This is a genomic window from Teichococcus aerophilus (genome assembly GCF_014490485.1).
Classification (GTDB): Bacteria; Pseudomonadota; Alphaproteobacteria; order Acetobacterales; family Acetobacteraceae; genus Pseudoroseomonas; species Pseudoroseomonas aerophila.
Map to the genome: position 1 here is coordinate 24,726 of NZ_JACTVA010000043.1, position 22,539 is coordinate 47,264.

The 22,539-nt window shown below is 69.6% G+C and carries 16 protein-coding genes and 1 tRNA gene; 4 read left to right on the forward strand and 13 right to left on the reverse strand.

The window, feature by feature from the left end:
• Nucleotides 1-8 precede the first annotated feature (8 nt).
• Nucleotides 9-1,079, forward strand: coding sequence for a DUF4340 domain-containing protein (locus IBL26_RS19335; RefSeq protein ID WP_187786152.1), 1,071 nt, complete (start codon nt 9-11; stop codon nt 1,077-1,079).
• Nucleotides 1,076-1,513, forward strand: coding sequence for an NUDIX hydrolase (locus IBL26_RS19340; protein ID WP_187786153.1), 438 nt, complete (start codon nt 1,076-1,078; stop codon nt 1,511-1,513). The genes IBL26_RS19335 and IBL26_RS19340 overlap by 4 nt, the downstream gene beginning before the upstream one ends.
• A gap of 79 nt (nt 1,514-1,592) precedes the next feature.
• Here IBL26_RS19340 and msrP read toward each other — a convergent pair whose 3' ends face one another.
• The 3 genes from msrP to IBL26_RS19355 all read right to left on the reverse strand — a co-directional run bounded on the left by msrP (nt 1,593) and on the right by IBL26_RS19355 (nt 5,141).
• Nucleotides 1,593-2,537, reverse strand: a complete 945-nt coding sequence (gene msrP, locus IBL26_RS19345) for a protein-methionine-sulfoxide reductase catalytic subunit MsrP (protein ID WP_187786154.1) — start codon at nt 2,535-2,537, stop codon at nt 1,593-1,595.
• 64 nt (nt 2,538-2,601) lie between these two features.
• Complete coding sequence (locus IBL26_RS19350) at nt 2,602-4,056, reverse strand: glycosyltransferase family 39 protein (protein WP_187786155.1); 1,455 nt, start codon at nt 4,054-4,056, stop codon at nt 2,602-2,604.
• Nucleotides 4,056-5,141, reverse strand: coding sequence for a glycosyltransferase (locus IBL26_RS19355; protein WP_187786156.1), 1,086 nt, complete (start codon nt 5,139-5,141; stop codon nt 4,056-4,058). The genes IBL26_RS19350 and IBL26_RS19355 overlap by 1 nt, the downstream gene beginning before the upstream one ends.
• A gap of 396 nt (nt 5,142-5,537) precedes the next feature.
• Between IBL26_RS19355 and IBL26_RS19360 the strand changes: the two genes are divergently transcribed.
• Nucleotides 5,538-7,130 (forward strand): ABC transporter substrate-binding protein, encoded by a 1,593-nt coding sequence (locus tag IBL26_RS19360; RefSeq protein ID WP_187786157.1) that lies wholly within the window; start codon nt 5,538-5,540, stop codon nt 7,128-7,130.
• A gap of 59 nt (nt 7,131-7,189) precedes the next feature.
• Here IBL26_RS19360 and IBL26_RS19365 read toward each other — a convergent pair whose 3' ends face one another.
• The 9 genes from IBL26_RS19365 to ssb form a co-directional block, all read right to left on the reverse strand.
• Nucleotides 7,190-8,053 carry an FkbM family methyltransferase gene (locus IBL26_RS19365; protein ID WP_187786158.1) on the reverse strand — a complete coding sequence of 288 codons (864 nt, stop codon included), beginning with the start codon at nt 8,051-8,053 and terminating at the stop codon, nt 7,190-7,192.
• Between the two features lie 139 nt (nt 8,054-8,192).
• A tRNA-Lys gene (locus tag IBL26_RS19370) sits at nt 8,193-8,265 on the reverse strand.
• 102 nt (nt 8,266-8,367) lie between these two features.
• A complete protein-coding gene (locus IBL26_RS19375) occupies nt 8,368-8,892 on the reverse strand; it encodes a peptidylprolyl isomerase (protein ID WP_456316411.1) in 525 nt (174 codons plus the stop codon).
• A gap of 55 nt (nt 8,893-8,947) precedes the next feature.
• Nucleotides 8,948-9,475 carry a pantetheine-phosphate adenylyltransferase gene (gene coaD / locus IBL26_RS19380; protein ID WP_187786160.1) on the reverse strand — a complete coding sequence of 176 codons (528 nt, stop codon included), beginning with the start codon at nt 9,473-9,475 and terminating at the stop codon, nt 8,948-8,950.
• Nucleotides 9,468-12,224 carry a DNA gyrase subunit A gene (gene gyrA / locus IBL26_RS19385; protein ID WP_187786169.1) on the reverse strand — a complete coding sequence of 919 codons (2,757 nt, stop codon included), beginning with the start codon at nt 12,222-12,224 and terminating at the stop codon, nt 9,468-9,470. Before gyrA ends, coaD begins: the two co-directional genes overlap by 8 nt.
• 225 nt (nt 12,225-12,449) lie before the next feature.
• The gene (locus IBL26_RS19390) at nt 12,450-14,219 is read right to left on the reverse strand and encodes a fructose-specific PTS transporter subunit EIIC (protein ID WP_187786161.1); all 1,770 of its coding nucleotides are present in this window, start codon (nt 14,217-14,219) and stop codon (nt 12,450-12,452) included.
• A gap of 42 nt (nt 14,220-14,261) precedes the next feature.
• Complete coding sequence (locus tag IBL26_RS19395) at nt 14,262-15,212, reverse strand: 1-phosphofructokinase family hexose kinase (RefSeq protein ID WP_187786162.1); 951 nt, start codon at nt 15,210-15,212, stop codon at nt 14,262-14,264.
• Nucleotides 15,202-17,703: a phosphoenolpyruvate--protein phosphotransferase gene (ptsP, locus tag IBL26_RS19400; protein WP_187786163.1), complete on the reverse strand. Its 2,502-nt coding sequence runs from the start codon at nt 17,701-17,703 to the stop codon at nt 15,202-15,204. The genes IBL26_RS19395 and ptsP overlap by 11 nt, the downstream gene beginning before the upstream one ends.
• A gap of 646 nt (nt 17,704-18,349) precedes the next feature.
• Nucleotides 18,350-18,883 carry a single-stranded DNA-binding protein gene (gene ssb, locus IBL26_RS19405; RefSeq protein WP_187786164.1) on the reverse strand — a complete coding sequence of 178 codons (534 nt, stop codon included), beginning with the start codon at nt 18,881-18,883 and terminating at the stop codon, nt 18,350-18,352.
• 247 nt (nt 18,884-19,130) lie between these two features.
• On the opposite strand from ssb, the gene uvrA reads away from it, so the two are divergent.
• On the forward strand, nt 19,131-22,106 hold the full coding sequence (gene uvrA / locus IBL26_RS19410; RefSeq protein WP_241749567.1) for an excinuclease ABC subunit UvrA: 2,976 nt from the start codon (nt 19,131-19,133) through the stop codon (nt 22,104-22,106).
• A 38-nt stretch (nt 22,107-22,144) separates the two neighbouring features.
• On the opposite strand, the gene IBL26_RS19415 is transcribed toward uvrA, so the two are convergent.
• On the reverse strand, nt 22,145-22,539 hold a 395-nt coding region (locus IBL26_RS19415), incomplete at its 5' end, for an energy transducer TonB (RefSeq protein WP_194443658.1).

Genomic DNA, 22,539 nt, shown 5'->3' on the forward strand with positions numbered 1-22,539 from the left:
ACGCCGAGATGAAGCGCCGTTCCCTGTTGCTGCTGGGCGGTTCCGCCGTCGTCGTCGCCGGTGCCGCCATCCTGGTCGGGCCCGGCACGCCGCCGGCGCCGGATACCGGCAACGCCCCGCTGATGTTCCAGGCCCTGGCCCAGAAGCTGGCCGAGGCCCGGCGGATCGAGGTGAAGCAGGGCGACAAGCACGTCGTCGTCACCCGCCGCGATGCCGAGACCTGGGTGCTGCCGGAGCAGGACGACTACCCTGTGCGCGCGGACAAGGTGCGCGAACTGCTCGTCGGCCTGACCGAGCTGCGCCTGACTGAGCCACGCACCTCGGACGCCGCCATGCTGGAGCGGCTGGGGTTGGACGACCCGGCCAAGCCGGGCAGCACGGCTTCGATGCTGCGGGTGCTGGACGGCGCTGACAAGCCGATCGCGGAGCTGGTGGTGGGCCGCCGACGCATGCGCACCCAGGGCAATGTGCCGGAGACGGTCTATGTCCGTCGGCCGGATGAGACGCAGTCCTGGCTGGCCGAGGGCCGCCTGCCGCTGGATGCCGACCCGCAGCTGTGGATCGACCGGGACATCGCCAACATTGCCCGCGAACGCATCCTGAAGGTCGAGACCAACCGCACCGGGGAGGCACCGCTGGTGCTGACGCGCACCGAGGGGCCGGAAGGCCGTCTGGCCGTCACCACCCCCGCCGAACCGCCGCCGCTGGAAGAAGCCAGCCTGGACGAGCTGGGCCGGGCCTTCGAGTTCCTGACGCTGACCACCGCGCGTAAGGAAGCCACCGCCGCCGGGCAGCCGCTCGGTACCACCCGCTTCTCGCTGACGGACAACCTGGCCATCACCGTGACCGGGCAGCAGGACGGAGACACCGTGTGGCTGCGCTTCGCCGCCGCCGGGGACGACGAGGCCGCGCGGCTGAACGCCCGCTGGCGTGGCTGGGCCTATCAGGTCGGCGCCTGGAAGGTGAAGGCGCTGCTGCCCCGGCTGGATGACCTGAAAAAGGCCGAGCCCGCCGCTGCTGCCGCCCCGCCGGCCCTGCCAGGCCTGCCGCCCGGTGCCGCCCCGGCCCCCGCGCGGTGAGCAGCCGGGAATATCCCGACAGGCCATGGATCGGCATTGGCGTCGTCGCCTTCCGGGGCGGCGACGTGCTGCTGGTGCGGCGCGGCAAGCCGCCGCGCAAGGGTGAATGGTCCATCCCCGGCGGCGCGCAGCATATTGGCGAGACGGCCGAGCAGGCGGCGCGGCGGGAGTTGCTGGAAGAAGCCGGGATCGAAGTCGGCCCCCTGGCCCTGGCCGTGGTGGTCGATGCCTTCGAGACGGATACGGCCGGCCGCACCCGCTTCCATTACACCATCATCGACTTCGCCGGTGAGTGGACCGGCGGTGACGTCATCGCCGGTGATGACGTCACCGAAGCACGCTGGTTCAGCCCGACCGAACTGCCGACCCTGCGCCTGTGGTCGGAGGCGATCCGGGCCATCGAGGAAGGCCGGACGCGTCTGCGGCAGTCCTGAAACAGGACTGCCGGTTCGCTTTCAGGGCGTGATGGCTTGAAGCGGCATCGCTGAAAGCCCGAATCACGCGACCCACCACCTAGAGGTACAGGTTCTCGCCTTTGATGTCCGTGTACATGCTGGCGACGAAATCGGCGTAGCCGTTGAACAGCTGTGTCGGCACCATCTCGCCACTGCCCAGCAGTCGTTCGCGCGCCTGGCTCCAGCGCGGATGCGGCACCTGCGGGTTCACATTGGCCCAGAAGCCATATTCGCTGGCCTGCAGCTTCTCCCAGAAGCTGACCGGCCGCTGGTCGGTGAAGGTGATGCGGGTGATCGCCTTGCCGGACTTGAAGCCGTATTTCCACGGGAACAGCACGCGCACCGGCCCGCCATTCTGCGGCGGCACCGGCTTGCCGTAGAGGCCGACGGCCATGAAGCACAGCTCGTTGCCGGCTTCGGCGATGGTGCAGCCTTCCTTGTAGGGCCAGGGAAACCAGCTCTGCCGCAGGCCGGGCATGGTGGCGCGGTCCGCCGCCGTCTCGAACACCACGTATTTCGCGCTGGCCAGCGGCGTGGCCATCTTCAGCAGGGCGGACATGGGGAAGCCGGTCCAGGGCACCGTCATGGCCCAGGCTTCCACGCAGCGGTGCCGTAGCACCCGCTCCTCCAGGCTCACCTTCTTCAGCAGGTCGTCGAGGCCGAGTTCCACCGGCGTCTCGACCATCCCGTCCAGCTTCACCGTCCAGGGGCGCTGCGGTAGGCGCTGGGCCACGGAGGCCACGCCCTTGCTGGTGCCGAATTCATAGTAGTTGTTGTAGTTGGTGGCTTCCCGCTCGGCGGTCAGGGCGCGGCCGGGCTCGAAGCGCGGGTTGCGCATAGCGGCCACCGAGGGTGCGTCCTGCGCGCCCGCCGGGTGGATCACGGTCCCGGCGGCCAGGATGCTGCCCAGCCCCAGCATCGCCTTGCGGCGGCCAAGCACCAGGTGCTCCGGCGTCGCCGCGCTTTCGGGAAGTTCCCAGCCGCGGCGGATATGGATGGGCATCGCGAGTCTCCTGCACAGGCCTGGACAGGATGTGGGATCGCGCAGCCCTCCCGCCAGGGGATATTCAGCGACGCAATGGTAACAGCGCCAGCGGCGGTCCGTCCGGCGCCACGGTCACGGCATGCAGGCGGTAGCGCTCGGCCTCGATCCCTGCCCGTGCCCGGACGATGCCGCCGGTCTGCCGGGCACCGGGCCACAGTGGCGGGCCGTCACCACGCCGCTCGCTCCGCACCAGCAGGCCGGTCTGGCTGGCGGTGGGGGATGGCAGGTCGAACAGGTCCCAGCGGTCGCCGATCGCCACCACGCGCACACCGGGCGGCAGGTGCAGCGCCAGCTCGGCGGCCAGGCCGTATTCCTCGGCGGCGACGAAGCTGGCGCCCTGTTGCAGGCGGGCTTGTTCCACCTGGGCGGCAAAAGCGGGCCAACCGCCCAGCCGCGCCAGGGTCGGGTCGTTGCGGCGCGGCAGCGGGATGGGTGAGAACGCGGCCTGCACCAGCGCCAGCAGCATCACCGCCAGCCCCAGCGCCACGCCCGCCTGCTTCCAGCGCCGCCAGGGCGCGCCGAGATAGCCGGCCGCCGCCAGGCAGGCGGAGGGGTAGAGGATGGCCGGCCAGTTGCCCTGCACGCGGTTGCCGGTGGCCTGCCAGAGGAACAGCGCCGCCGCCGGCACCGTCAGCGCTACCAGCAGCCCGGCCGCCGCGTCCCGCCGCCGCACCCAGGCGACGCAGGCCAGGGCCACCCCCACCACGCACAGCACGAAGATGATGGGCGTCGCCAACGCCAGCTGCCCGCCGACCAGCTCGCCCAGATAGCGCAGGGCGGAGCCGGTGCCGGCCGAGCCGGTGCGGCCACCCTGCTTGGCGAAGCTGGCCCAGCCATGCGCCGCGTTCCACCAGATGACCGGGGAGAAGCACAGCACCGCCAGCGCCCCGCCGGCCCAGAGCTGCCAGCGCAGCAGCCAGGGCCGCGCCTGCCGCTCCGCCACCAGCCAGATGACGATGCCGATGCCCAGGAACGCCGCCGTGTACTTGGATAGCAGCGCCAGCCCGGCCATGACGCCGAAGACCAGCCACCAGCGCCCATCCTGGCTGGCATGCAGCCGGGCCGCCGCCCAGATGGCGGCACACCAGAATACCAGTAGCGGCGTATCCGGCGTGATCAGCACGGAGCCGACGCCGAACAGCAGCGTGGCGTTCAGCAGCACGGCCGCCCACAGCCCGGCCCGGCGGCCGGGGAACAACGCTTCTCCCGCCTGCGCCAGCAGCAGGGAAGCGATGGCTACGCCGATCGGCCCCAGCAGGCGGATGCCCAGCGCGCCATCGCCCGCCAGGGCGGTGCCGGCGGCGATCCAGAACGCCACCATCGGCGGGTGGTCGTAGTAGCTGGGCGCCAGGGCGCGGCCCCAGACCCAGTAATAGGCTTCGTCCGGCGAGACCGGGATCAGGATGGCGGCCAGCAGGCGCAGCGCCGTCAGCCCCAGCAGGGCCAGCAGCCAGGTCCGGTTGCCCCAGGCCTGCATTAGCGCGCGCGCCACACCAGGGTGGAGGAGACGGCGTAGTTCCACACGCCGGTCAGCAGCGCACCGGCGGCACCCGCCCAGCGCCAGCCCACCAGGTCATCCACCAGCAGCAGGGAGGCGACGCCCACATTGGCCACCGCGCCGAAGCCGCAGACCACGTAGAACAGTGCCAGCCCCCGCCACAGCGCCGGCCCGCGCAGCTTCACGTCCCGGTAGGTGATGCGGTTGTTCAGCCAGAAATTCACCGTCATCGCCACGAAGGTCGCCACCCACTGCGCGGTGACGAAGGGCGCGAAGCGGATGACGATGCTCAGCACCACCAGATGCACCAGCACGCCCACCGCGCCGACGATGGCGAAGGAGAGGAAGCGCAGCGGCAGGAAGCCGCCCAGCGACTTGTCCAGCAGCAGCGCCACGAATTCCAGCAGGACGGTGGTGTCCAGCTTCGACTCGCCGGCGGTGCGCGGGCGGAAGGAATAGGGGATCTCCGCCACGCGCAGCTTGCGGTCGGCGGAGAGCAGGATATCCAGCAGGATCTTGAAGCCCCGCCCGGTCAGGCTGGGCGCGGTGGCTTCGAACAGCGCGCGCGGCAGCATGAAGAAGCCGCTCATCGGGTCCGCCACCTTCACCGGCAGCAGCGCCTGCGCCATGGCGGTGCCGCCATCGCTGATGCGCCGCCGCAGGGAGGAGAAGCCTTCCGTCGCCCCGCCGCCCTCCACGTGCCGGCTGCCGATGGCGATATCGGCCCGCCCGGCCTGCAGTTCCGCCAGCATGCGTGGCAGGATGCTCTCATCGTGCTGCAGGTCGCCGTCGATCACCGCCACGTAATCGGCCGAGGATGCCAGCATGCCCTCGATGCAGGCCGAGGCCAGGCCGCGCCGGCCGATACGGCGGATGCAGCGGATGCGGCTGTCCCGCGCCGCCAGCCCGCGCGCGATGGCGGCGGTGCCGTCGGGGCTGTCGTCATCGACGAAGATCGCCTCCCACGCCACGCCCGGCAGGGCGGCATCCAGCCGTTCCGCCATGGTGGCGACGTTCGCGGCTTCGTTGAAGCAGGGGATGACGACGGTGAGGATGGGCGGCATGTCGAGCGCGTGCTTACCCTTCCTGGCGCCGCGCCGCCAGCGCCGCCGGGCGGGGCCCGCTCCGCACCGGCCGCACGCCTCCGCCAGCGTCTGATGCCACCGCAGGCAATCGCGGCCGCGTTACGGGGCGGTTGGCGCCGCAGCAGGCAAACCTGGTCCGGAAGGCCAAAAAATGCCGTGCCTACCACGTGGCGTCCGCGGCTGGGCCGCGGGACACTGCGGCAGGCCATACCTGGCCTGTGGCCCGGCTCACTGCGCCGAGGCGGATGGTTCGGCCCATACGGGCGCCTCCACCGCCCTGCCGGGCCGCCACGCAAGCCGCCGGCCGTCACGCCGGCTCTGCCCATTCCGGCCGCCACGCCCCACGGGGTGCGCGGATCGACAGGAGTATTCTTCATGCAACGTCGTGACCTTCTGCTGGGCGCAGGCGCCATGCTGGCCGGCAGCCGCCTGGCCGCCCCGGGCCTGGCCCGCGCGCAGGGCAGCAAGGTGCTGCGCTTCGTCCCGCAGGCCGACCTGCCCAACCTGGACGCCGTCGCCGGCACGCAGCTGGTGGTGCGCAACGCCAGCCTGATGGTGTTCGACATGCTGTACGGCATCGGCGCCGACCTGCAGCCCAAGCCGCAGATGTGCGAGGGGCATGAGGTCTCGGCCGATGGCAAGACCTGGACCTTCCGCCTGCGCCCCGGCCTGAAGTTCCATGATGGCGAGCCGGTGCGGGCCGCCGACGCCGTGGCCAGCATCCAGCGCTGGATGCCACGGGACGGCATGGGCCAGATGATCCAGGCGCGGCTGGACGCGCTGGAAGCCACCGACGACCGCAGCTTCCGCTTCCGCCTGAAGCAGCCCTTCCCCAAGCTGCTCTACGCCCTGGGCAAGAGCAACACGCCGCTGCTGGTGGTGATGCCGGAGCGCATCGCGAAGACCGACCCGTACAAGCAGATCACGGAATATGTCGGCTCCGGCCCCATGGCCTTCAAGCGCGACGAATGGATCGCCGGCTCTCGCTCGGTCTTCGAGCGTTTCGCCGGCTACCAGCCGCGCGAGGAAGCGGCGGACTGGCTGGCCGGCGGCAAGCGCATGCAGGTGGACCGCGTCGAGTGGATCACGATGCCGGACCCTGGCACCGCTGCCAGCGCCTTGCAGAATGGCGAGATCGACTGGTGGGAAAATCCGATCGCCGACCTCGTGCCGCTGCTGCAGCGGGCGCGTGGCGTGAAGGTCAACATTGCTGATCCGCTGGGCAATGTCGGCGCCATGCGGTTGAACCACCTGCAGGCGCCGTTCGACAACAAGCTGATCCGGCAGGCGCTGCAGCTGGCCGTCAGCCAGGAAGACTACATGCGCGCCATCGTCGGCGACGACGACTCGCTGTGGAAGGCGATGCCGAGCTTCTTCACCCCCGGCACGCCGCTCTACACCGAGGCCGGCGCCGAACGGCTGAAGGGCCCGCGCAACTACGACCGTGCGCGGGAGATGCTGAAGCAGGCCGGCTATAACGGCGAGAAGGTGGTGATGCTGGTGGCCACCGACGTGCCCATCACCAAGGCGCAGGGCGACGTGACGGCGGATATGCTGAGTCGCATCGGCATGAACGTCGACTATCAGGCGCTGGACTGGGGCACCGTCGGCTCCCGCCGCACCAGCAAGAAGCCGGTGTCGGAGGGTGGCTGGAGCATCTTCTTCAGCTGGCATTCGGGTGTCGATTGCATCAACCCCGCCCCCTACAAGGGCGTCAGCGCCAGCGGCGACAAGGCGTGGTTCGGCTGGCCGACCTCCGAGACGGTCGAGCAGCACATCGCCGAGTGGTACGAGGCCCCTGATCTGGCGGCTGAGAAGACGGCGCTGGAGGGCGTCAACCGCGCCGGCATGGACAACGTCACCTTCATTCCCACCGGCTTCTTCATGGGCCACTCGGCCTGGCGGGATTCGCTGAAGGGCGTGACGCAGGGGCCGTTCCCGCTGTTCTGGAACGTCACCAAGGGCTGAGAGCAACGCTCAGGGCGTATCCGCCGCCGATGCGGCGGATACGCCCTGGTTTCGCCGCCTCAGGCGTCCGCCGCTCGGGCCGCCGGACGTGCGACCAGGTTTTGCGTCACATAGATCTCGCAGCGCTTTACGTCGTAGGGGAACAGCGGCAGCAGGTCACCGTTCAGGCACAGGCGAAAGATCTCGTAGCCCGGCAGCGCCTCGAAGAAGTCCCGCATGGTGACACGGGTGGCGATGTTGGCGGGGATGAACTCGAACTGGATCAGGTCGAAGCGCTTCGCCGCGATCGCCTCCCGCGCCCCGCGCAGTACCGAGAGGTCGAAGCCCTCGGTATCGATCTTCAGCAGCGCCACCCGTTCCAGCCCCGCCTCCATCATGTAGCGGTCCAGCGTCGTGCAGGTGACGCGGTGCGCCACCACATGCGGGTCGAACAGCGCCACGGCCTCCCGGCTCAGGCTGGCCTGAGTGGAGCCATCGGCTTCCGCGAAATCGTAAAGTTCCAGCTCCCCCTCCTGCTCGCCCAGGGCCTTGTTCACGACACGGATGCCGGGGCTGGCCGCCTGGAGCGCCGCGAAGGTACGTGGATGCGGCTCAAAGGCATGGATCTCTGCACGGGGCGCTGCCCGGGCCACCATGCGGGCGTAGGCGCCGTTATTGGCGCCGACATCCAGCACCACCCTGCCATCCAGCCGCGAGGCCATACGGGTGAGGAAGTTCTCCTCGGCCTCCGACACATCGTGCTTGCCCTCGAAGCCAATGGCGATGCCGTTGAAGCGGAGCGCGATGTCGTAGAGCGCACGGCCGAACCATGCGGCGGAGGGCCGGTTCAGAAGGCGCACCAGCGGCCGCAGCACGGCGCTGGAGATCCGCGAGCCCCGTCCGCCGCTCCATTTGGCCATGGTGGTCCGAGCGATAGGCTCCATCCGGCCGGTCTCCGTTCATTCTGAATGCCACAATCACGCAGCTTAGCCGCGATAATTGCGCAGGCAGAATCATTCAGTCCGTGGGGTGGGGGCAATCGCCGCAGGCAAGGCTGCTTCGGGCTGATTTATAAAGGGGAAATGTGCCCGCAGGGACTCGAACCCTGGACCCCATGATTAAAAGTCACGTGCTCTACCGGCTGAGCTACGGGCACACACCGCGCCGAACAGGCGCTTCTGGCCAAAAAGGCCGGGGCGGGAGAAACCCGCACCCGGCCATTCTGTCAAGTCACGCCGGGCCAAAACCCGGCGGGATCTCAGCCCGCGTCGGCTGCGATCTGCGCCTTGATGATCTTGTCGGCCGGCGCAGGCACCATGCCGCTGCTGCCCGAGCCGCGCTTGATCTTGTCCACGGCTTCCATGCCGGAGACCACACGGCCCCAGATGGTGTACTGGCCGTCCAGGCTGGGCGCCGGGGCGAACATGATGAAGAACTGGCTGTTGGCCGAGTTCGGGTTCATCGTGCGCGCCATGCCGCAGGTGCCGCGCAGGTAGCGCGCCTTGGCCGGCGGCGTGAACTCGGCGGGCAGGTCGGGCAGCTGGCTGCCACCGGTGCCGGTGCCGGTCGGGTCGCCACCCTGGGCCATGAAGCCCTCGATGACGCGGTGGAACGGCGTGCCGTCATAGAAGCCCTGGCGAACCAGGGTCTTGATCCGCTCGACATGCTTCGGCGCCAGGTCGGGCAGCAGCTGGATGGTCACACGGCCGTCCTTCAGCTCCAGGAACAGCGTGTTTTCCTTGTCCGTCGTGCCCTGGGCAGCGGCGTCGTTGGTGTCGGTCATCAGAATCCCCGTTGCGGCGATGGTGCTGGCGAGAAGGGTGCGTCGCTGCATGCGCTTATTCACTCCCCTGGGGCTGCTGCACACGATCCAACGTGCGCTGCAGCGTGAGACGCGGAACGAAGGTGGAAATGTCACCTCCGAGTTTCGCGATCTCCTTCACGAAGCGTGAGGAGATAAAATGGTTGCCTTCACTGGCCATCAGAAAGACCAGCTCGATCTCCGGGTCCAGCCGTCGGTTCATGCCGGCCATCTGGAACTCGTAGTCGAAATCGGTCACGGCCCGCAGGCCGCGGATGATCACCTGCGCGTCAACCTCACGCGCGAAGCTGACCAGCAGGCTCTCGAACGGCACCACCTCGATGATGGTGCCGGTGCGGGCGGCGATGGCGTCGGTCTCCGCCTTCACCAGCTCCACCCGTTCCTCCAGCGGGAACAACGGCGACTTGCCGATGTTCTTCGCCACGCCCACCACCAGCCGGTCCAGGATCCTGGCGGCGCGGTTGATGATGTCCAGGTGGCCATTGGTCACCGGGTCGAAGGTGCCGGGGTAGACCCCGGCCCGCAGGCGCGCCTTCTCAGCCATCGGTGTCGTCCGCCGGGGCCGGCGCCGGGGGCTCATCCTCGCCGGCCACGTCGTCGGCGCCCGCCCCCTCCACCACGGTGAAGCAGGAGGTGACGCGCTCGTTCTCGTTCAACCGCAGCAGCGTGACGCCCATGGACTGGCGGCCGGTGACGCGCACCTGGTCCACCGGCATGCGGATCAGGCGGCCATTATCGGTCACCAGCATCACGTCGTCGCCCGGGCGCACCGGGAAGGTGGTCACCACCTCCCTGCCCGTGCGCGGCGTCAGGGTGATGTTGGCGATGCCCTGCCCGCCGCGGCCGGAGACGCGGTACTCGTAGGCGGAGCTGCGCTTGCCGAAGCCGCCATCGGTGACGGTCAGCAGGATCTCCTCGGCCTCCTCCATCTCCATCGCCTTCTCGGGCGAGAGGGCGATATCGGCGGTGGCCTCAGCCTCATCCTCCGCCGGCGCGCCGTTCTCGGCCTCGGCGGCGTCGTCGCCGTTGCGGCGCTTCTGGGCGGAGAGCTTCAGGTAGGCCGCGCGCTCATCCGGCGTCGCCTCGACATGGCGCAGCACGGACAGCGCGATGACCTCATCGGCCTTGCCGCCATCCTTCTTCTCGGCGAGGCGGATGCCACGCACGCCGGTGGAATCACGCCCGGCGAAGACGCGCAGCGTCTCGACATCCGCGACGAAGCGGATGGCGCGGCCCTGGCGGGTCGCCAGCATGACGTTGTCGCCCTCGCGGCAGGTGGAGACGCCGATCAGGCTGTCGCCCTCGTCAAGCTTCATGGCAATGAGGCCGGAGGAACGGACGTTCTTGAAATCCGACAGCCGGTTACGGCGAACATTGCCCTGCGCCGTGGCGAAGACGAGGTGCAGGTTCTCCCACAGGCTCTCATCCTGCGGCAGCGGCAGGACGGCGGTGACGCCCTCCTTCTCCTGCAACTGCAGCAACTGCCGGAGGGAGCGGCCACGCGCGGTCGGCCCGGCTTCCGGCAGCTTCCACACCTTCTCGCGGAAGGCGATGCCGCGGCTGGTGAAGAACAAAACCCACTGGTGCGTATGCGCGTTGAAGCTGCGGACAACGACGTCATCCTGCCGCGTGCCCGCCGCACTGCGGCCGCGGCCACCACGGTTCTGCGCGCGGAAGACATCCAGCGGCGTGCGCTTCACGTAGCCATCACGCGTCAGCGTCACGACCATCAGGCCAGGCTCGATCAGGCTCTCATCGTCCTGGTCGGCCAGCCCGTCCATGATCTCGGAGAGGCGGGAGGAGGCGATCTGCGCGCGCACAGCCACCAGCTCCTCGCTCATCAACTCCATGCGCCGCGGGCGGGAGGAGAGGATGTGCAGCAGCTCGCGGATGCGGGCGGCGACCTCATCCAGCTCGGCGGTGATCTTCTCCTGCTCCAGCCCGGTCAGGCGGTGCAGGCGCAGCTCCAGGATGCCGCGCGCCTGGGCCTCGGTCAGCTTCACCGTGTCGTCGACGACGATGTTGCCGGCGTCGTCCACCAGCGCCAGCAGCGGCGCGATGTCACCCGCCGGCCAATCGCGCGCCATCAGCGCGGCGCGGGCGGCGGCGGCGTCCGGGCTTTCCCGGATCAACTTGATGACTTCGTCGATATTGGCGACGGCGATGGAGAGGCCGATCAGCAGATGCCCACGGTCCCGCGCCTTGTTCAGGCGGAAGCGGGAACGGCGGAGGATCACCTCCTCGCGGAACTTGATGAAGGCCTTCAGCGCATGGATCAGGCCCATCTGGACGGGCTTGCCCTCGTCCAGCGCCAGCATGTTGATGGCCAGCGAGGTCTGAAGCTGCGTGTACCGGTACAGGTGGTTCAGCACCACGTCCGGCGTCGCGTCCTTCTTCAGCTCGATGACGATGCGCAGGCCGGAGCGGTCGCTCTCGTCGCGCAGGTCACTGATGCCCTCAAGCTGCTTGATGCGCACCAGGTCGGCGATGCGCTCGATCAGCGAGGACTTGTTGACCTGGTACGGGATCTCGGAAATCGCGATCAGGCTGCGGCCGCCGCGCATTTCCTCGATCTCGGCCCGGGCGCGCAGCACGATGGAGCCACGCCCGGTCTCGAACGCACTGCGGATGCCGCTGCGGCCGAGGATCAGCGCGCCGGTCGGGAAGTCCGGGCCGGGGATGATCTTCATTAGCTCATCGAGCGTGATGTCCGGCTCGGCGATCAGCTTCAGCGTGGCGTCGATGATCTCGGTCGGGTTGTGCGGCGGGATGTTGGTGGCCATGCCGACGGCGATGCCGTTGGCGCCGTTCACCAGCAGGTTCGGGAAGGTCGCCGGCAGCACGCGCGGCTCGTCTGCGCTCTCGTCGTAGTTCGGCTGGAAATCGACCGTGTCCTCGTCGATGCCTTCCAGCAGCGCCGTGGCGGACTTGGCCAGCCGGGCCTCGGTGTAACGCATCGCGGCCGGCGGATCGCCGTCCATGGAACCGAAATTGCCCTGGCCATCGATCAACGGGACGCGGAGCGAGAAGCCCTGCGCCATGCGGACCATGGCGTCATAGATCGCGCTGTCGCCATGCGGGTGATACTTACCCATGACGTCGCCGACCACGCGGGCGGATTTCTTGTACGGCTTGTCGGCGGTGAAGCCGTTCTCGTTCATCGCGAACAGGATGCGGCGGTGCACGGGCTTCAGCCCGTCCCGAGCATCCGGCAGCGCGCGGGAGACGATGACGCTCATCGCGTAAGCGAGGTAGGAGCTGCGCATCTCCTCCTCGATCGCGATGGGCATCATGCCTTCAGGCGACGGGTTGCTATCGTCCGGCAGGTCGGCGCCGTTGTCGCTGTCGCTCACGCAGTCATCCTATTCAGCGGGGCGGGGCCCGGAGTATGTCGTACCTGCCGGGCTCGGCCGGAATCGACACACCTTATACTCTGGCAGGCGCCCGCCGCCAAATCCGCTGGAACGCCCGGCCGGGCCTGGCGAAAATGCCAGGCCCTGGCTACCGGGCCGCGGGTGTCAGGCCTGCGCCGTCGCCACGGGGGAACCCCGCTTCAGCGTGGCCAGCACCAGCGCCGTCACCACCGTGCCGGCCACGATGGCCATCAGGTAGCCCAGCGGATTGCCCACCGCGCCTGGAATGCCGACGACGAAGATGCCGCCATGCGGCGCCCGCAGCGTGCAGCCCAGCAGCATGGACAGCCCGCCCGCCACGGCCGAGCCGGCGACAAGGGAGGGAATGACCCGCACCGGGTCCTTGGCCGCGAAGGGAATGGCACCCTCGGTGATGAAGGCGGCGCCCAGCACGGCGGCGGCCTTGGCGGCGTCCCGCTCCTCCTGGCTGAAGCGCGCGCGGGCGATCAGGGAGGCCAGGGCGATGCCCAGCGGCGGCGTCATGCCGGCGGCCATGATGGCGGCCATCGGCGCATAGGTCTCCGAGCCCAGCAGGCCGACGCCGAAGGCATAGGCGGCCTTGTTGACCGGGCCACCCATGTCCACCGCCATCATCGCCCCCAGCAGCACGCCGAGGATGACGGCGTTGGAGGTGCCCATGCCCTGCAGGAAGGCCGTCAGCCAGCCCTGCGCGGCGGCGATCGGCCCGCCCAGCACGTAGATCATCAACAGGCCGGTCACCAGCGAGGCCAGCAGCGGGATGACCAGAACCGGCTTCAGCCCTTCCAGGCTTTGCGGGAATGGCAACCTGTCGCGCAGGAAGCGGGCAACGTAGCCGGCCAGGAAGCCGGCCACGATGCCGCCGAGGAAGCCGGCGCCGAGCGAGCCCGCCAGCATGCCGCCGACGAAGCCCGGCGCCAGGCCCGGCCGGTCCGCGATGGAGAAGGCGATGAAGGCGGCCAGCACCGGCACCATCAGCGCCAGTGCCGATTGCGCGCCAATCTGGAACAGCGCCGCCGGCAGCGTGCCCGGCTCCTTGAACGCCTCGATGCCGAAGGCGAAGGATAGCGCGATGCAGAGGCCGCCCGCCGTGACCAGCGGGATCATGTAGGACACGCCGGTCATCAGGTGCTTGTAGACGCCGGGCGCCTGGGTGGCCTTGCCGGGCGCATGCGCGGCGCCGGCCGCCGGGGCGGAGGGTTCCGCCGCCAGGGCGCGGTTGATCAGCCCAGGCGCGTCCTTCAACGCATCTTTGGTGCCCGCCACGATGATGCGCTTGCCGGCGAAGCGGGCGGTATCCACCCCCGTATCGGCGGCGATGACCACGGCATCGGCCTCGGCGATCTCCTCCGCCGTCAGCGCGTCCTTGGCACCGACCGAGCCCTGGGTTTCCACCCGCATGGCATAGCCCAGCTTGGCGGCGCCGGTTTCCAGCGCCTTGGCGGCCATGAAGGTGTGGGCGATGCCCGTCGGGCAGGCGGTGATGCCCACCAGTTTCTTGGGAGCGCCACCCGCCGTGGCCGGCAAGGCGGCGGACGCATGTGCCGCGGCTGCCGCTGGCGCAGGCGCCGCGACCAGCACCGGCCGCGGCACCGCCGTTAGCGACGCCGCCGAGCGCAGCGCCTGGTCCGGTCGGCGGATGGCCTCGATGACGGTGGTGGCGATCAGCGGCCGGCCTGCATGGCGCGCGGCGTCCGCTGTGGCATCGCCCACCAGCAGCACGGCATCGGCCTCGCCCACAGGCGCCGGGCCGTCGTCGGTATCCAGCATCAGGGTCAGCCCGGCGCGCTGCGCGGCATCCCGCAGCGCCTCGGCCGCCATCTGCGCGTGTGGCGCGCTGGCGGCATGGCGGATGACGCCGAGGAGCTTCGGCGTCGTGGCAGTCTGGTCAGACATGGGCGTGATCCATGACAGAAATCAGGAGGGCGCGGCGGGTCATCACAGGCGTTCCACCTGGGTTTCGGCGGCAAGGCGTTGGATATCGGCCAGGGCCGGCACGCCGCCCCCGGGGGCACCGACGTCGCGGGAAACGGCGGCGGCGGCGCAGCCGGTGGCCAGCCGGGCGGTCGCCTCGGCATCCAGGCCGCGCGCCAGGGCGGCGGTCAGCCCCGCCACCATGGCATCGCCGGCACCGACGGTGGTGGTCAGCGCCACCTTGGGCGGTCGGGCCCAGAGCGTGGCATCCGGCAGCACGAACAACGCGCCGTCCCCGCCAGCGGAGACGACGACGCGCTCGACACCCCGCGCCACCAGTTCCCGCGCGCCAGCCACCAGCGCGGCGCGGTCCGGCAACGCGCGTCCCAGCAGGCCGGCGAGTTCAGAGCGGTTGGGCTTCACCAGCGCCGGGCCGGCGGCCACGGCGGCCTCGAAAGCCGGGCCGCTGCTATCCAGCAGCAGCTTGCGGCCATCGGCGGCCAGCGCGCGCAGCAGAATGGCCCAGGCTTCCACCGGCAGCCCCGGCGGCAGGCTGCCGGCCAACACGACGATCTCGGGCGCCAGCGCATCCAGCCGCCGCGCCAGGGCATCCAGCGCCGTGCGCGAAGCCTGAGCGCCGGCTGGGTTGACATCGGTGACCTGCCCGGCCACCGTCTCCACCAGCTTCACGTTGATGCGGCAGCGGCCCGGCAAGGGCTCGAACGCCGTGGCGATGCCGAAGGGGCGCAGGAAGGCGTCGAAAGCGGGGATGTCCGCCTCGCCCAACAGTCCGGCGGCGGTCGAGCCCTCGCCCAATACCGCCAGCATGACGGCGACGTTAACCCCCTTCCCGGCCGGCCGCAGCTCCGCCGGGCCGGTGCGGTTCACCTCGCCCCGCTCCAGCTCCGGCAGGCGAATGGTCAGGTCCAGCGCGGGGCTGAGCGTGACCGTGGCGATGCGCGGCTCAGGCGACATCGGCCAACTCCCGCAGCCCGGGCAGCGCCCGCACCTCGGCGGCGGTGCCGCAATTCAACGCTTCCCGCGCCACCTTCTCCGCCCGGGCCATGCTCAGCCCGCGGATCTGCGCCTTCAGCGCGGCGACGTTGGGGATGGAGACGGACAGCTCATCCACGCCCAGGCCCAGCAGGATCGGCGCCGCCATAGCATCGGCGGCCATGTTGCCGCAGACGCCGACCCAACGGCCACGCGCATGGGCGGCGCGCACCGTCATGTCGATCAGCCGCAGCACGGCGGGGTCCAGCGCATCGGACCGCGCGCCCAGCGTCGGGTGCTGCCGGTCCACCGCCAGGGTGTACTGGGTCAGGTCGTTGGTGCCGATCGAGAAAAAATCGGCTTCCTGCGCCAGTTGGTCGGCCATCACGGCGGCGGAGGGCACCTCGACCATGATGCCGATTTCCACCGGCGGCGTCCCCAGCTCGGCGCGCTCCTGCTCGATGAAGGCGCGGGCGGCGCGGAGGTCCTCCAACCCGTCGATCATCGGCAGCATCAGCTTGATGTCGCCGAAGCGTGCGGCACGCAGCGCTGCACGCACTTGCGGGCGGAACAGCACCGCCCGCTCCGCCAGGGAGAGGCGGATGCCGCGCAGGCCCAGGAACGGATTGGCCTCCACCGGATGCGTCACGAAGCGCAGCGGCTTATCGCCGCCAGCATCCAGCGTGCGCAGCACCACCGGCAGGCCGCCGAAGCCTTCCGCCAGCTGGCGGTACAGCTGAAACTGCTCCTCCTCGGAGGGTGCGTCGGCGCGGTCGTGGAACAGGAACTCGCTGCGGACCAGCCCAGTGCCCTCGGCGCCGGCGGCCACGGCGTCCAGCGCCTCCTCCGGCTTGCGGACATTGGCGGCGACCTCGATGCGGTGGCCATCCTGCGTCACCGCCGGGCGGAAGGCGGCGCCGCGCGCGGCGGCGGCACGGTCCTTGCCGCGCGCCATGGCGGATCGGGCGGCGGCCAGCGCCATCTCGTCCGGGTCGGGCAGCAGGTAGCCATGGTCGCCATCCAGCACCACGGTGGTGCCGTCCGGCAGGTCCAGCACCCGGTGTCCGGCGGCCACCACGGCCGGGATGCCCATGGCGCGGGCCAGGATGGCGGTATGCGCCGTGGGCCCGCCCGCCGCCGTCACCATGCCGGCCACCTTGGCCGGGTCCAGGTTGGCGGTCTCGGACGGCGTCAGGTCCTCGGCGGCGACGATGGCGTTCTCGGGCAGCGGCGCCACTTCGCTGCTGCCGCCAACCAACTGGCGCAGCACGCGGCGAGAGACGTCCTTCAGGTCGATGGCACGGGCGGCCAGCAGCGCATCGCCCATGCCCGCCAGCGCCATGGCACGGCCTTCCGCGGCGCCCTGCCAGGCGGCGGGGGCGGAGGCACCGCCGGCGATGGCGGCCCGCGCTTCGGCCAGCAGTTCCGGGTCCTCCAGGAACTCGGCATGGGCGGCGAAGATCTCGGCGTGCTTGGCGCCGATCCGCGCCGTCATCTCGGTGCCGACATCGTGCAGCTCGGCCTTGGTGGCCGCGAGAGCCTTGTCCAGCGCCGCATTCTCGGCGGCGGGGTCTGCGGCGGTCAGGGCGAAGCCGGCAGTCTCCGAGCGGAAGCGGTGCAGCACGCCGATGGCGACGCCCGGGCTGGCCGGCAGGCCGGCGATGGTGCCGGGCGGCAGTGGCTCCTTCGGCAGGTCCGGGCGCGGCGGGGTGTCGACAGCCTGGGGCGGGTGCTCGTCCGCGTCGCCCAGGCCCTCGGCGAAGGCGGCGCGCAGCGCCAGCATGGCGGCGGCGGCGTCCGCCCCCTTGGCGGAGAGGGTCAGCTTGGCCCCAGGCCCGGCGCCCAGCTGCAACAGGGCGATCATGCTGCGCGCATCCGCCGTCTTGCCGCCCAGGGAAAGTGTGATGGCGGACTGGAAGGTTTTGGCCAGGGTGGTGATGGCCTTGGCCGGCCGGGCATGCAGGCCGGCGGCGGCCGGGGCTTCCACCTCGGCGGTCATGCCGCCCTCGGTGGAGGCCACGCCGGCAGCCGGGGCATCCGGCAACGGCGCGTCGGGGTCCAGCGCGGTCAGGATGTCCTGCGGGTTGCCGGTGGTGGCCAGGCGCTGCGCCAGGCTCTCCTCGCCCAGCACCTCGGTCAGGCGGCGCAGGACCGTGATGTGCTCGTCTCCCTTGGCGGCGATGGCGACCACCAAATGCACCACGTCATCGCCGTTCCAGCGGACGCCGCCTGGCACCTGCAGCACGGCGATGCCGGTGCGGGTGATCATCTCCCGGTCGTTGCGCTGGCCGTGCGGGATGGCGATCCCGTTGCCGAGGAAGGTGTCCGCCTCCCCCTCTCGGCGCAGCATGCTGTCGGCATAGGCGGGCAGGATGGAGCCGCTGTCCACCAGCAGCTGCGCCGCCTGGCGGATGGCGGATTCCTTGTCGACCGGGCTGGCGGCAAGGCGGATGCGTTCGGCGGAAAGGATCACGATCGGGAGCCTTTGTCGTTCGGCAGTCACGCAAGCAATCCTGGCGCCATTGGGCTGGCCAGGATCGGACGCGATGGGGTCAGGGAGAGTGCGGCGCCCGGGTCAGATTCGGGCTGACGGCAGCGGCAATATTGTGGGTGCGAAAACACATGTCTTATACAAGTCTGTCATCACACAACCTCTACCTGTCATGGAAAGACGAAGATGGCGGGGTTTTCGCGTGGCTCACAGGCTAATGCTGGCCACTTTTCTTAACATTTCTATAGGCCATCCCGGCGTCATCAACAAATTGCAACGAGGCCGAGCTTTGGCTTCGTGCAACGTCATGCGGCTTGCTGGCCAAGGGGCGATGTTGGCAGCTCGCGGAGCGCATCCGCAGCCTTCCGCGGAGGCTCTTTCACTGCGGACGAAACGGCGCAGCCCTGCGGGCTTATCAGCCGCGAGCGCGGTTCAGACGATCGATTTTGGGAATATCAACGATACTGGTGGCCTTCCCGCCGGAAGGCGCCTGGCGATGCGTCATGCCGCACCGGCCTGCGGTACCGCCCGTGCATGGCGCCGGCAGGCAAACACCCGCCGCAGCTGCCTGCGGCCCTGCTAGAAGGCGGGCCACCGGACAATGCCGGGGCCCGCCGTCGATTGTCCCTTAGAACGGGATATCGTCGTCCAGGTCGCTGCCGCCGCCCTTCGGGGCATCCCAGCCGCCCCGCGCCGGCTGCTGCGGGCGGGAGGAACCGCCTCCGCTGCGCTCGCCCGCCGGGGGACGGCTGCCGCCGCCATAACCGCCGCCACCACCACCCCCGAAGCCGCCCTCTTCGCCGCCGGCACCGCCGCGGCTGTCGAGCAGGGTCAGCTCACCGCTAAAGTTGCGCAGCGCCACCTCGGTGGAGTAGCGGTCCTGGCCGGCCTGGTCCTGCCATTTGCGGGTCTCCAGCTTGCCCTCGACATAGACTTTGCTGCCCTTGCGGAGGTACTTCTCGGCAATCTCGCCCAGCTTCTCGTTGAAGATGGCGACGGAGTGCCACTCGGTCTTCTCCTGCCGGTTGCCCTCGCGGTCCTTGTAGTTCTCCGTCGTGGCGATGCGCAGGTTCACCACCCGGCCGCCATTCTGGAAATTCCGCACCTCAGGGTCCCGGCCCAGATTGCCGATCAGGATCACCTTGTTGACGCTGCCGGCCATGCCGCCCTGTCCTTTATAACTGCGCTGCCTGCCCCATATCGTGCCTACCCCCCAGGTTGGAAAGCAGGCCGGCGCGGTTCAGGCAGCCCCATCTACACGTTCCGGTGTGGCCTAGGCCTCACTTGCCGCAACCTAGCGTTCACACGGCATCGCGGCCAGCCCTGGCCCGCCTGACGCCCACTTCACGTAGCCTGCGAAGGCTGCCATACTGGAACACAGCGCGAACATCAACGCGCAGGAGCCCGTTTTGACGAAGCTGAAGCCGATCCCCCTCCCCGTCGCTCAAAGCGGGCAGATCCGCGTGCGTGGCGCGCGGCAGCATAATCTCAAGAACGTCGACATCGATATTCCCAAGGATACGCTGACGGTCATCACCGGCCTGTCGGGCTCCGGTAAATCCTCGCTCGCCTTCGACACGATCTACGCCGAGGGCCAGCGCCGCTACGTCGAGAGCCTCTCCGCCTACGCCCGCCAGTTCCTGCAGCTGATGCAGAAGCCGGACGTGGATTCGATCGAGGGCCTCTCCCCCGCCATCTCCATCGAGCAGAAGACGACGAGCCACAATCCGCGCTCGACCGTCGGTACCGTGACCGAGATCCATGACTACATGCGCCTGCTCTGGGCGCGTGCCGGCGTGCCGTACTCGCCCGCGACCGGCCTGCCGATCGAGGCGCAGACCGTCAGCCAGATGGTGGACCGCACCCTGGCGATGCCCGAGGGCACCCGCCTGCTGCTGCTGGCCCCCGCCGTGCGCGGCAAGAAGGGCGAGTTCAAGAAGGAGCTGGCCGAGTACCAGCGCCGGGGCTTCGAGCGCGTCAAGATCAACGGCACGCTGATGCGGGTCGAGGACGCGCCGAACCTCGACAAGCGCAAGAAGCATGACATCGAGGTCGTGGTGGACCGCGTCGTCATCGGCTCGGAAGGTATGGCCCAGCGCCTGGCCGATTCCTTCGAGACGGCGCTCGGCCTGGCCGACGGCGTCGCCTATGCGGAGGATGCCGGCACGGGCGACCGCACCGTGTTCAGCAGCCGCTACGCCTGCCCGGTGTCCGGCTTCACGCTGGAGGAGATCGAGCCGCGGCTGTTCTCCTTCAACTCGCCGCAAGGCGCCTGCCCGGTTTGCGACGGCCTGGGCACTGAAAGCTTCTTCGATCCGAATCTCGCGGTCCCGGATGAGAACCGCAGCCTGAAGGACGGCGCCATCGCCCCCTGGGCCGGTAACGGCGCCCCCTATTACGACCAGACGCTGGACAGCCTGGCCCGCCACTTCAAGGTCAAGACGACCGCCCCGTGGTCCGAGCTGCCGGAGGATGTGCAGCACGCCATCCTGCACGGCACGGGCACCGAGGTGGTGGCGCTGAAGTATAAGGATGGCCTGCGCGCCTACGAGGTGAAGAAGCCGTTCGAGGGCGTGCTGCCCAACCTCGCCCGCCGGCTGCGCGAGAGCGACAATCCCTGGGTGCGCGAGGACCTCTCCCGCTACCAGGCGGAGCAGCCCTGCCACGCCTGCCTTGGCGCCCGGTTGAAGCCGGAGGCGCTCTCCGTCCGCGTCGCCGGCATGAACATCGCGCAGGCAAGCGAGCTTTCCATCCGCGACGCTGCCCCGTGGTTCGAGCGGGTCGAGGCGCAGCTGACGCCGCAGCAGCGCGAGATCGCCCGGCGCATCCTGAAGGAAATCATCGAGCGGCTGCGCTTCCTGCTGGATGTCGGGCTGGACTACCTGAACCTGGCTCGTGGCTCCGCCACCCTCTCCGGCGGCGAGAGCCAGCGCATCCGGCTCGCCTCGCAGATCGGCAGTGGCCTGACCGGTGTGCTGTACGTGCTGGATGAGCCCTCCATCGGCCTGCACCAGCGGGACAATGAGCGGCTGCTGGGCACGCTGCGGCGGCTGCGCGACCTCGGCAATACCGTGTTGGTGGTGGAGCATGATGAGGACGCCATCCGCACCGCGGACCACCTGATCGATATCGGCCCAGCCGCCGGTGCGGGCGGCGGGCGCGTCATCGCCCAGGGCACGCCGGCCGAGGTGGAGGCGCATCCGGACAGCCTGACCGGCGCCTATCTCTCCGGCCGCCGCAACATCGAGGTACCGGCCGAGCGTCGTGCGCCGGACAAGAAGCGCATGCTGCGGCTGGTGGGGGCCACCGGCAATAACCTGCGCAACATCAGCGCCTCCATCCCGCTGGGCACTTTCACCTGCGTCACCGGCGTTTCCGGCGGCGGCAAGTCCACCTTCGTGATCGAGACGCTGTACAAGGCCACCGCGCGCCGCCTGATGGGCGCCGGCACCGTCCCCGCCGCTTATGAGAAGCTGGAGGGGTTGGAGCATCTCGATAAGATCATCGACATCGACCAGTCGCCCATCGGCCGCACGCCGCGTTCCAATCCGGCCACCTATACCGGGCTGTTCGCGCCGATCCGCGACTGGTTCTCCGAACTGCCGGACAGCCGCGCGCGCGGCTACAAGCCCGGCCGCTTCAGCTTCAACGTCAAGGGCGGCCGTTGCGAGGCGTGCCAGGGCGACGGCTTGCTGAAGATCGAGATGCACTTCCTGCCCGACGTCTACGTCACCTGCGACACCTGCAAGGGCAAGCGGTACAACCGCGAGACGCTGGAAGTGAAGTTCCGCGGCAAGTCCATCTCCGACGTGCTGGAGATGACGGTGGATGAGGGCGTGGAGTTCTTCTCCGCCGTGCCCGCCATCCGCGACAAGCTCCGGATGCTGCAGGAAGTCGGCCTCGGCTACATCCATCTTGGCCAGCAGGCCACCACCCTCTCGGGTGGCGAGGCGCAGCGCATCAAGCTGTCCAAGGAGCTGTCCCGCCGCTCGACAGGCCGTACCCTGTACATCCTGGACGAGCCGACGACCGGCCTGCATTTCGAGGATGTGCGGAAGCTGCTGGAAGTGCTGCACCGGCTGGTTGAGCAGGGCAACACCGTCGTCGTCATCGAGCACAATCTGGAAGTCATCAAGACCGCCGATTGGATTCTGGATCTCGGTCCGGAAGGTGGCGATGGCGGCGGGCGCATCGTGGCGGAAGGTACGCCGGAGGACGTGGCGAAGGTGGCCGGCAGCCACACCGGGCGCTTCCTCGGCCCCCTGCTGAAGCACCGCCCGGCGGCAGCCAAGCCCCGGCCGCAGACGAAGCAGGTGGCGATGAGCCGGCCACCAACGGCAGCCGAGAAGAAGGCGGCCGGCAAGCAACGCCGCAAGGCGGGGTGAGAAAAGGGCGCTTCCCGGTTCGGGAAGCGCCCTTTTGCTTAGCGCAGCGTGAACGAGATGGGCACGGTGGGCGACCACGTCTCGCCCCCCATTTCATCCGGCAATGGTGGCAGCCTGGCACGCTGGATCATCTCGCCCACCGCCTCATCCAGTTCCGCATCGCCCGTGCTGCGGATGATGCGCCACTGGGTCACCGTTCCATCACGCAACATGGTGAAGCTGAGTAGGGCGGTGCCCTCACTACGTCGCAGGCGCGCACGGTTCGGGTACCGCTTGGCACGGTTCAACGCGTTGGAAACGCGATCCACGTAGTTCGGCGGCGGCCCAGCGGAACGGCTGGGCGTCGCACTCGGCGCGGCGGTCTGCGCGGGCGCGGCCGTCACCGGGCCCGGGGGCGCCTGGGTGTGCTGGGTCGCGGCCGGTGCGGCCGGGC